The organism is Aquitalea magnusonii (assembly GCF_003202035.1).
Lineage (GTDB): Bacteria > Pseudomonadota > Gammaproteobacteria > Burkholderiales > Chromobacteriaceae > Aquitalea > Aquitalea magnusonii.
In genome coordinates, this window is the sequence record NZ_QJKC01000020.1 from 33789 (window position 1) to 42707 (window position 8919).

13 protein-coding genes and 1 pseudogene are annotated in these 8919 nt (G+C 60.6%); 10 read left to right on the forward strand and 4 right to left on the reverse strand.

Annotated features, from left to right (window positions below):
- Positions 1 to 249: 249 nt before the first annotated feature.
- From DFR38_RS21930 to DFR38_RS17635, 10 genes and pseudogenes are all read left to right on the forward strand, one after another.
- A pseudogene (locus DFR38_RS21930) lies at positions 250 to 435 on the forward strand (DNA translocase FtsK); the annotation flags it as partial.
- A gap of 9 nt (positions 436 to 444) precedes the next feature.
- A complete protein-coding gene (locus tag DFR38_RS17600; protein WP_059284881.1) occupies positions 445 to 882 on the forward strand; it encodes a hypothetical protein in 438 nt (145 codons plus the stop codon).
- Positions 879 to 1064 carry a hypothetical protein gene (locus DFR38_RS17605; protein ID WP_059284880.1) on the forward strand — a complete coding sequence of 62 codons (186 nt, stop codon included), beginning with the start codon at positions 879 to 881 and terminating at the stop codon, positions 1062 to 1064. The genes DFR38_RS17600 and DFR38_RS17605 overlap by 4 nt, the downstream gene beginning before the upstream one ends.
- Positions 1065 to 1067: 3 nt before the next feature.
- A complete protein-coding gene (locus DFR38_RS17610; RefSeq protein WP_059284879.1) occupies positions 1068 to 2900 on the forward strand; it encodes an AAA family ATPase in 1833 nt (610 codons plus the stop codon).
- Positions 2897 to 3166 carry a hypothetical protein gene (locus DFR38_RS17615; protein WP_059284878.1) on the forward strand — a complete coding sequence of 90 codons (270 nt, stop codon included), beginning with the start codon at positions 2897 to 2899 and terminating at the stop codon, positions 3164 to 3166. The genes DFR38_RS17610 and DFR38_RS17615 overlap by 4 nt, the downstream gene beginning before the upstream one ends.
- Positions 3163 to 3330, forward strand: coding sequence for a hypothetical protein (locus DFR38_RS21300; protein ID WP_158527758.1), 168 nt, complete (start codon positions 3163 to 3165; stop codon positions 3328 to 3330). Before DFR38_RS17615 ends, DFR38_RS21300 begins: the two co-directional genes overlap by 4 nt.
- Before the next feature lie 90 nt (positions 3331 to 3420).
- The gene (locus DFR38_RS21115) at positions 3421 to 3867 is read left to right on the forward strand and encodes a hypothetical protein (protein WP_146216012.1); all 447 of its coding nucleotides are present in this window, start codon (positions 3421 to 3423) and stop codon (positions 3865 to 3867) included.
- Positions 3867 to 4097, forward strand: coding sequence for a hypothetical protein (locus DFR38_RS17625; RefSeq protein ID WP_059284876.1), 231 nt, complete (start codon positions 3867 to 3869; stop codon positions 4095 to 4097). Before DFR38_RS21115 ends, DFR38_RS17625 begins: the two co-directional genes overlap by 1 nt.
- Complete coding sequence (locus DFR38_RS17630) at positions 4094 to 4528, forward strand: hypothetical protein (protein ID WP_059284875.1); 435 nt, start codon at positions 4094 to 4096, stop codon at positions 4526 to 4528. The genes DFR38_RS17625 and DFR38_RS17630 overlap by 4 nt, the downstream gene beginning before the upstream one ends.
- Positions 4525 to 4782 carry a helix-turn-helix transcriptional regulator gene (locus DFR38_RS17635; RefSeq protein ID WP_199105990.1) on the forward strand — a complete coding sequence of 86 codons (258 nt, stop codon included), beginning with the start codon at positions 4525 to 4527 and terminating at the stop codon, positions 4780 to 4782. The genes DFR38_RS17630 and DFR38_RS17635 overlap by 4 nt, the downstream gene beginning before the upstream one ends.
- Before the next feature lie 17 nt (positions 4783 to 4799).
- On the opposite strand, the gene DFR38_RS17640 is transcribed toward DFR38_RS17635, so the two are convergent.
- From DFR38_RS17640 to smpB, 4 genes are all read right to left on the reverse strand, one after another.
- Positions 4800 to 6005, reverse strand: a complete 1206-nt coding sequence (locus DFR38_RS17640) for a tyrosine-type recombinase/integrase (RefSeq protein ID WP_059284874.1) — start codon at positions 6003 to 6005, stop codon at positions 4800 to 4802.
- Positions 6006 to 6300: 295 nt separating this feature from the next.
- Positions 6301 to 7878, reverse strand: coding sequence for a glutamine-hydrolyzing GMP synthase (guaA, locus tag DFR38_RS17645; RefSeq protein WP_059284873.1), 1578 nt, complete (start codon positions 7876 to 7878; stop codon positions 6301 to 6303).
- A gap of 65 nt (positions 7879 to 7943) precedes the next feature.
- The gene (locus DFR38_RS17650; protein WP_059284872.1) at positions 7944 to 8300 is read right to left on the reverse strand and encodes a hypothetical protein; all 357 of its coding nucleotides are present in this window, start codon (positions 8298 to 8300) and stop codon (positions 7944 to 7946) included.
- On the reverse strand, positions 8297 to 8752 hold the full coding sequence (gene smpB / locus DFR38_RS17655) for an SsrA-binding protein SmpB (RefSeq protein WP_059284871.1): 456 nt from the start codon (positions 8750 to 8752) through the stop codon (positions 8297 to 8299). Before smpB ends, DFR38_RS17650 begins: the two co-directional genes overlap by 4 nt.
- Between the last annotated feature and the right edge of the window lie 167 nt (positions 8753 to 8919).

Sequence of the window (8919 nt, forward strand, 5' to 3'; positions counted from 1 at the left end):
ATTGCTGGCTGCCGCTTCCATGGCGTGCGGGTCAGCAAATTCATGATCGAGCCGCAGGACGGTTACCAGCTCTGGTTGACCTGGCAGTGCAGCTTCCAGCCGACCAAAGACGAGTGCGCGATTCTGGCCGAGCTTCTGCAGGAAGAGGTGGATGTGGCCATCGCCGCTCAGCCGGATCTGTTCGGCGGCGAGCAGGCCACCCCCAGTGTGTCATTTACGCAGGCCCTGATGGAAGACCACGGCCAGGATGACCCGCTTTTCCATGACGCCTGCCAGGCAGTGATGCAGACCGGCCGCGCCTCGATCTCCTCGGTGCAACGTCATTTGCGGATCGGCTACAACCGCGCCGCCCGGCTGATCGAGGGCATGGAGCAGGTTGGCATTGTCTCCCCCATGCAAAGCAATGGCAGCCGTGAAGTGCTGACCACACGATAAGGAACCACCATGAAAACCAACGCTATCGATCTCATCCTGCTGGTCGCCGTCGCCGAGATGGCCATCACCAAGCTGGAGCAGGAAAACGCCAAGCTGCGCGAACACACCGCCGGATATGACCGTCTTAAGGCCGAGAATGGCCGCCTCAAGGGCCGTGAATCCAGTCTGGAAAACCGTATTGCCAGCGCCGACGATACCACTCGCCACTACTGGACCTTGATTCAAGGGCACGTGGCCGAGATCAACCAGCTCAAGCAGCAGGTGCTTGAGTTGGGTCGCCAGAACATTGCCCTGGCCGCCCAGGCCGAAAGCGCCGCCATGCTGGAACAGGCGCTCGACAAGGCAAACCGCCGCATCGACGAACTGGAAGCTGCCCTGCAGGTTGAACGCCTGCCGGCCGCCAGCCGCGCCAATGTCATTGCCCTGATTCAGGAGAGAGCAGCATGACCAGTTTCAACACCCAGCCGAAGTGCCCGTACTGCGGCAAGCCGATGGACAAGCCAGTCAGCCGCAAGATCATCGACCGCGCTTACGACCAGATCACGCGCCGTCAATACGTCCGCACCCGCATGGTTGAGTTCTGCTCGAAAGAGTGCGGTGGCAACTACCAAATGGGATGCGAGGGCTAAGCCATGAAAATCAAATCCATCAAAATTGCCAACTTCGAAGGCCTGCGCACTGCTGACATGCAGCTGCATGCCCCGATCACCATGGTTTCCGGCAAGAACGGTACCGGCAAATCCAGCCTCCGCGATGCGGTGGTTATGGCCCTGTCTGGCCAGCCCACCCGCGTCAGCTTGAAGAAGGACTACGGCCAGCTGGTGGCTGAAGGCTCCAAGGCCGGCAGCATCGAGCTGCACCTGGCCGACGGCCGCCGCTCCGAAACAACCCTGCCGGATGGTGGCACTACCTTCTTCGGCAACCAGATCGAGGATCCGGCAAAGGCCCGGGCAGGCCTGCCGTTCGTGCTGAACCCGGCTGCCTTTGCTGCCGCCACGGCCGACGGCCGCCGCTCCGCGCTGTACGCGCTGACCGGCTGCGCTGGCGGTACCGATGAAGCGCAGAAGCGCTTGCTAGAGCGCGGTGCCGACCAGGGCAAGATCGACGCCGTGCTGCCGCTGGTGCTCGTTGGCTTTCCCGAGGCTGAGAAGCATGCCAAGCAGCGCGCTACTGAGGCCAAGGGCGCATGGCGCGCGGTGACCGGTGAAACCTACGGCGACAAGAAGGCCGAGGGCTGGAAATCCGGCAAGCCTCCCGTTGACCTGGAAGCTGCCCAGCTGTGTGAGCAAGATCTGGCCTCTCTGGATGCCCAGATTGCCCAGGCCCAGCAGGACATGGGCACACTGCGCGCCCGTCACCAGGCCAGCGCCGGCCGGGCAGGGCAGATCGCCCAGCTGACCGAGCTGGCAGGCAAAGTGGACAGCATCAGCAAAAAGCTGGCAGCTGATGAAGCCGACCTGGTCAGCGTGCGTGACCGTGTGGCTGAGATCAGCGCCGGCCCGGCCGAGCGCAAGGGGCTTGTGCATGATCTGGCCCGCGCGCTGAATGCGACCCTCTGCATGGCGATACCATTTGGCGACATGACAACCGAGCAGCGTAGTCACCTCAAGTTTTCCAGCGAGACGCTAGAGCAGTACAAGGCACAGCACGGCCCGGTGGACGAAGAGGGCGCGCCAGCCAGCGCCGCCGATATCGCCAGCCTGCCGGAGCTGCAGCGCTCCCTAGCCATGATGGAGCGCACGGTTGCCAACGACCAGCGCGACCTGAAGCTTGCCCAAGACGCCGCCGTGCAGCTGAAGGTGCTGCAAGAGCAGGATGGCGGTGAGGCCGTCACCGAGACGCAGCTGTCCGCCGCCAGAGAGCGCATCAACACCCTGATGGCCAGCCGAAAGAAGATGGCCAGCGACATGGATACCCTGCGCGCCAGCCAGCGCGCGGCCGCCGAAGCCGACAAGAAGACCAAGGACGCCGGTAAGCATCACGCAGATGTGCAGGGCTGGACTCTGATTGCCGATGCACTGGCCCCGGATGGCATCCCGGGCGAGATCCTGGCCGATTCCCTGCGCCCGGTGAACGACATGCTGCATACCCTTTCGCGGGATGCTGGCTGGGCGCGCGTGGCGATCAGCCGCGACATGGACATCACAGCTGACGGTCGTGCTTATGGCTTGCTGTCCGAATCTGAGCAGTGGCGTACGGATACCCTGCTTGCGCTGATGATTGCCCAGTTGTCCGAACTGAGGCTGGTGGTGCTGGATCGCTTCGACGTGCTGGACTTGCTAGGCCGTTCCCAGCTGCTGGACTTGCTGTGCGACCTGGCCGAGGGCGGCGCGCTGGATAGCGCTGTGGTGTGCGGGACTATGAAGAAAGCCATGCCGAGTGACGAGCTGATCGGTTCCTTCTGGATCGAAAACGGGGAAGTGCTGGCCGTGGCCGGTGCTGAAGAGGAAAGGATGGCGGCGTGAGCCTCCTAACCGAAGTTGGTCGTGCGGCCATCGCCTTGGACGAAGCCATCAAGGTACGAACCAAGGCGAAGGCTATACGAGCCAAGCTGTTGAAAGAGTATTCGAGCGAAACCGGCGAATGGTTTGAGGGGAGCACGTGCGATGAAGACCAACCCATCGTAGATGCCCACGCCGCCTATAAGACCGCAAACGCAGAAGTCGCCAAGTTGCGCGGATTGTTTCGTCGATCAGTAAACAAATACAGGAAATCGGAGGGAATGGCATGAACCTCTACGGCCAAGGAATGGACGACGCCCACGCCGGCAAGCAACCGTCCGAAGAACACTGCGACCAGCCGTACTACATGCACGGCTGGAACACCGGCCGCCGCGACTATGACCTTACCGGTCGTATGTGGAGGATGGCTACACCCGTTACCAGGCCGCTGTGATGGCTGGCCTGCGTGATCCTGATGAGGCGAGGGATTGAGATGGGAAAATTTTGCGAATCACTTGGCCGACTACGCCTGGCATCCCATCCGATGCAGCGTCAGCGCGGTAGTGAAAAGGGAATGGTGACCGTCCAGAAGGAAGACATCCAAGAGCTGCTGAATCACTTCGACCGCCTGGATGCGGAGGTTCGTAGCCGCGCACAGCCAGCATGCCCCACTTGCGGTGGCCACGGAATGGTAGGTGGCCCGAGCTACCGGGAGCCGGATGAAGGTGGCCAGCCGTGCCCGGATTGCTCCAAGCCTGGTGCTGATGTGGTGGCATTGCCTGCGGATTGGGTTCGTGGCCTGCTGCTTGGTGATCGCCAGCACCATAATGCAATCCGTGAGTTGCTTGCTTCCCCGCCCACGCATGCAGTGCCGGATGAAATCGACTGCGACAACGCGCCATGGATGTCAGCCGACACCGAACCGGACATTGCTTATGCGAATGGCTGGAACGCATGCCGTGCAGCAATGCTCGCCAAGGGGGTGAAGTGATGGACCTCGAATCCTACGCCATCTCCTGCGCCCATTCTGATATCGAGGTCAACTGCATCGAGATGAGCCGTTATAAGGGGCAGCGCCGGATCTACAGCATGGCCGCGCTGAGCCTGTTCGATAAAGAAGCTCTTTCCTTCCCGATATCCCTTCTGGTCGACAAGGGGCTGGCGGTTATCCGTGGTGATGAAATTGAGCTGCTGCGGTACGCAACAAAGGGAGGTAAATGATGGACACCACCCGACTCGGCCCGAACCAGCGCCGCGCGCTGCAGCTGCTCCAGCAGTCGCAGGCCGGCCTGACCCGCACGGAGCTCCAGACACAGCTGGCTATCCCGGACCTGCGCACAATGCAGACCATGCTCAAGGCGTTGCGCCATCGAGGGCTGATCCATATCGCCACCTGGCGCTATGAGTCGGCCGGCGCCAGTTGCCCGGCTTGCCGGGTGTTTGTGTACGGCCCAGGCAAGGATGCGCCAAGGCCCGTCGCCCTGGGCAAAGAGGAATGCCGGCAGCGGTACCGGAACAAGATTGGCCGGAAGCTCTACAACAGGGTAGGCGAAGCAAGAAAGAAGGGGGCCACGCGCATCGTGATCGATGGCGTGACTGTCTGGCAGAAAGGTATGGGCTTTGCCCGCGTGAATAAGGAAAACAGGGTATGAACACGATGAAACGAACAATTCGACGCGACGAACTGCGCAAGATGGTCCCGCTGGCCGATTCGACGATCTACGAGATGGAGCGCAACGGTAAATTTCCGAAGCGCTTCAATTTGACCTCGCGCTGCGTGGTGTGGGATTACGACGAGGTGGTGGCCTGGATCGAGGCGCGCAAGGAAGCCGCCAACGACGTAGAAAAAGCGCCGGGGCCGGATGTCCACCAGCGCAAGACGCGGCCCACCAAGAAAGCCGCATGAGCATTACCGGGCCGGGGTCAGGCCTTTTTCTCGGCCCCGGCTATCCAGCCGTCCACCATGTCCGCCCACTTCTGCAGCATATCCCGTCGCTGCTCCACGTATTCCGCCTTGTTGTAGACCGCGCGAACGCCTTTCTGCTCGTGCGCCAGGCACTTCTCGATCCAATCCGAATTGAACCCCGCCTCATGCAGTAGCGTGCTGGCCGTGCGCCGCAGGTCGTGCACGCCGAACGACTCCAGCGGCAGACCGGCCGCCTGGGCGCGCTCTACCGTCGCGTCAATGACCCGGTTTAAGGTCGCGTTCGACATCCCCTTATCACCCTCATAGCGCGATGGCAGCAGGAACTTGGAGCCGCCGGCACAGGTCTTGAGCGCGATCATGATGTCCAGTGTCTGTTGCGACAGGTAGACGTTGTGCGGTCGGCGCGCCTTCATCCTGTCGGCAGAGATCGTCCATACCGCGTCGGTAAAATTGACCTCTGGCCAGGTGGCATTCAGCAGCTCGCTTTTGCGCACCATCGTGAGCAGCACCAGCTTGAGCGCCAGGCGGATGGTCGGCAGCGTGCTGACCAGTTCCAGCTGCTGGAAGAAGATGCGGATCTCGTCGGGGGAGAGGGCGCGGTCCTTCGGCTTGAACGTGGCGATCGACGACGCGCTGACGGTATCGGCCGGGTTCGTTACCTTCTGGCCGCGCTCGATGGCCCAGCGGTAAATTTGCTGGACGATTTCCCGGGCGTGCACGGCAGTGGCTGGCGCACCGCGCGCCTTGATCTTGTCGCACAAGCTGCGCAGGTCTTCGTCGGTAATTTCGCCGAGCTTGTGATTCTGGAATACCGGCAGGATATCGCGGTTCAGAATGCTCTCGCGCATGGCCTTGGTGCTCTCGGCCATACCGTAATCCGCCAGCCAGCTGACGGTAAATTCACCGAAGGTTTTTGCCGCCCGGTCTTGCCGTTTACCGCGCTGCTTTTCCTTGGCCGGCGACTTGCCGGCGGCGATGTCTTTCTTGGCCTCGATCAGGGACTCGCGCGCAGCGGCCAGGGAGAGCCCAGCAGGCCCATAACGGCCAATGGTAAGGGTTTCGCGGCGACCATTCAGGCGGTAGTCGTAGCGGAAGGTGACGGTACCGGCAGGGGAGACGGCTACATACAGGCCGTCACGGTCGGTGACCTTGTAGAGCTTGTCCTGGGGCTTGAGGTTCTTCAGCTTGGTATCTGTGAGCACGTTACCGTCTCCGGGTGCGGGTTTTTACCGTCATCGCCCGGGCTGACGGTAAAACAGCCGTAAGCCGCGCCAGTGCTGAGTTTCAGCCTGTTTGATACCGTCAAACGACACAATGTGAGGTGACGGTATAGTGAATGGAGTCGATGAATCGGAAGTGGATTACCGTCAAGAATACCGGTAAAAATTTCCGTCTTCAATCGATAGTTGCCGAAAGCAGAAAAGAGAAAGCCCCGCGCAAAGTGGCGGGGCTACTGGATTTCACGATAGCTGCCGAATGTCAGCGACTAACGTTATATTATTCCCACTCAATCGTTGCCGGCGGTTTGCCCGATACATCGTAAACCACGCGGTTGATGCCGCGCACTTCGTTGATGATGCGGTTGGAGGCGCGGCCCAAGAGGGAGTAGGGCAGTTCGGCCCAGTGGGCGGTCATGAAGTCGCTGGTGACCACGGCACGCAGGGCCACCACGTAGTCGTAAGTGCGGCCATCGCCCATTACGCCTACCGATTTCACTGGCAGGAACACGGCAAAGGCCTGGCTGGTGAGGTCGTACCAGTTTTTGCCGGTTTTTTCGTCCACGGTATTGCGCAGTTCTTCAATGAAGATGGCGTCGGCCTGGCGCAGCAGGTCGGCGTATTCCATTTTCACTTCGCCAAGGATACGCACCCCCAGGCCCGGGCCCGGGAAGGGGTGACGGTACACCATGTCGTGCGGCAGGCCCAGCGCCACGCCCAGTTGACGGACTTCGTCCTTGAACAGCTCGCGCAGCGGTTCCAGCAGCTTGAGGTTCATGTCTTCCGGCAGGCCGCCCACATTGTGGTGGCTCTTGATGGTGTGGGCCTTCTTGGTTTTGGCTCCGGCCGATTCGATTACGTCCGGGTAGATGGTGCCCTGGGCCAGCCACTTGGCATTGGTCAGCTTGTTGGATTCGGCCTGGAAGACTTCGACGAATTCGCCGCCGATGATCTTGCGCTTCTTTTCCGGATCGGTTTCGCCGGCCAGTTTGCTCATGAACTGTTCGGTGGCATCCACGTGGATGACTTTCACGCCCAGGTTCTGCGCAAACATTTCCATCACCATCTTGCCTTCGTTCAGGCGCAACAGGCCGTGGTCGACGAAGACGCAGGTCAGTTGCGGGCCGATGGCGCGATGGATCAGCGCGGCAGCGACCGAGCTGTCCACGCCGCCGGACAGGCCGAGGATGACTTCTTCATCGCCCACTTGCTCGCGGATTTTCTTCACCGCTTCGTCGATGTAGTTGGGCATGGTCCAGCTGGGCTTGCAAGCCGCCACGTGCAGCACGAAACGATGGATCATTTCGGTGCCGCGCTTGGTGTGGGTCACTTCCGGGTGGAACTGCACGCCGTAGTAGCCACGGTCTTCATCCGCCATGGCGGCAATCGGGCAGGACGGGGTTTCGGCGATGACGTGGAAGCCTTGCGGCAGGGCAGTCACCTTGTCGCCATGGCTCATCCACACATCCAGGAAGCCGTTGCCGGCATCGTCGATGTGATCCTGCAAGCCTTCCAGCAGTTTGGAGTGATGGCGGGCCTGGATCTGGGCGTAGCCGAATTCGCGCTTGTCACCAGCTTCCACCTTGCCACCCAGGCTTTGCGCCATGAACTGCATGCCGTAGCAGATGCCCAGTACCGGGATGCCCAGTTCGAACAGGGCCGGGTCGGCCTGGTAGTCCGATTCGTACACCGAGTTGGGACCGCCGGACAGAATGATGGCCTTGGGGCCGAATGCACGGATTTCTTCAATCGGCATGTCAAACGAATGAAGCTCACAGTAGACGTGAGCTTCGCGTACGCGGCGGGCAATCAACTGGGTAACTTGAGAGCCGAAGTCGAGAATGAGGATCTTGTCCATGCCTGTCCTTGAAAGGTTCCGTTGGCCCGAAGGCCTGTCGTTCAATGGGTAAAGAGTATGCGGTTTCAGGGTTGGTCCTGATTGTCCTGCAAGGCGCGCCAGCCTCGGCTGCGCTCCGGAATGCGGTCACTGCGTGCCAGCAGCATCAACAAGCCCATCACCACCATGCCCAGCGACAACAGGTGGCTGAATTGCAAGCCCAGGTTGTCGCGCAGGTAGATGGCCGCTCCGGCGTAAATCAGCAAGGGGCTGCTGACCAGGGTGGATTTGTTGAAGCCGTCGATGATCAATAATAGACACCCTGCCGCTGCCAGTAGCAGGGAAAGCAGGGTGGAGGTGTTCGGCAGCAGGGCGGTGCTCTTGAGAAACCACACCGAACCCAGGCAGATCAGTGCAATGGGCAGGGCGGCGCTCTTTTTCATGCGCCACCTCGCTGGTTTTTCATGAAGCGCTGCTTTTCGCGCTGCCATTCACGGTCTTTTTCCGTATCGCGCTTGTCATGCAGCTTCTTGCCCTTGGCCAGGCCAACCTGGGCCTTGATATTGCCTTTGCTGTAGTGCAGGTCCAGCGCCATCATGGTGTAGCCGGCGCGTTCCACCTTGCCGATGAAGCGGTTCATCTGCGATTGGGACATCAAGAGCTTGCGCGGGCGTACCGGGTCTGGCTTGACATGGGTGGAGGCCGACTGCAGCGCGGTGATGTGGCAGCCGATCAGCCAGAAGGCACCGTTCTTCCAGTCGATATAGCTTTCCTTGAGCTGGATGCGTCCGGCGCGTATGGCCTTGACTTCCCACCCTTCCAGCACAAGCCCGGCCTCGAGTTCTTCCTCGATGAAATAATCATGGAAGGCTTTGCGGTTCTGGATGATGCTCATGAGCCTGAGTTTTCCGTGGCTTTGAAAAGGGAATCCGCCATTCTACCAGAAGCTGCGGCCAGGCCAAAATTCCTGAAAATCAGCAGCTTGAAATCGGCGGCGGGACGGGCACGGACAGCCGGGGCGGCTTTTGGTAAACTTGCCAGCTTGAACCATTTTGCACAATG

What these genes read in the sequence shown, in the direction of transcription:
- DFR38_RS17600 (WP_059284881.1), top strand. Translation starts at nt 445, where the DNA reads ATGAAAACCAACGCTATCGATCTCATCCTGCTGGTCGCCGTCGCCGAG.
- DFR38_RS17605 (WP_059284880.1), top strand. Translation starts at nt 879, where the DNA reads ATGACCAGTTTCAACACCCAGCCGAAGTGCCCGTACTGCGGCAAGCCG.
- DFR38_RS17610 (WP_059284879.1), top strand. Translation starts at nt 1,068, where the DNA reads ATGAAAATCAAATCCATCAAAATTGCCAACTTCGAAGGCCTGCGCACT.
- DFR38_RS21300 (WP_158527758.1), top strand. Translation starts at nt 3,163, where the DNA reads ATGAACCTCTACGGCCAAGGAATGGACGACGCCCACGCCGGCAAGCAA.
- DFR38_RS21115 (WP_146216012.1), top strand. Translation starts at nt 3,421, where the DNA reads ATGCAGCGTCAGCGCGGTAGTGAAAAGGGAATGGTGACCGTCCAGAAG.
- DFR38_RS17625 (WP_059284876.1), top strand. Translation starts at nt 3,867, where the DNA reads ATGGACCTCGAATCCTACGCCATCTCCTGCGCCCATTCTGATATCGAG.
- DFR38_RS17630 (WP_059284875.1), top strand. Translation starts at nt 4,094, where the DNA reads ATGATGGACACCACCCGACTCGGCCCGAACCAGCGCCGCGCGCTGCAG.
- DFR38_RS17635 (WP_199105990.1), top strand. Translation starts at nt 4,525, where the DNA reads ATGAACACGATGAAACGAACAATTCGACGCGACGAACTGCGCAAGATG.
- guaA (WP_059284873.1), bottom strand. Translation starts at nt 7,878, where the DNA reads ATGGACAAGATCCTCATTCTCGACTTCGGCTCTCAAGTTACCCAGTTG.
- DFR38_RS17650 (WP_059284872.1), bottom strand. Translation starts at nt 8,300, where the DNA reads ATGAAAAAGAGCGCCGCCCTGCCCATTGCACTGATCTGCCTGGGTTCG.
- smpB (WP_059284871.1), bottom strand. Translation starts at nt 8,752, where the DNA reads ATGAGCATCATCCAGAACCGCAAAGCCTTCCATGATTATTTCATCGAG.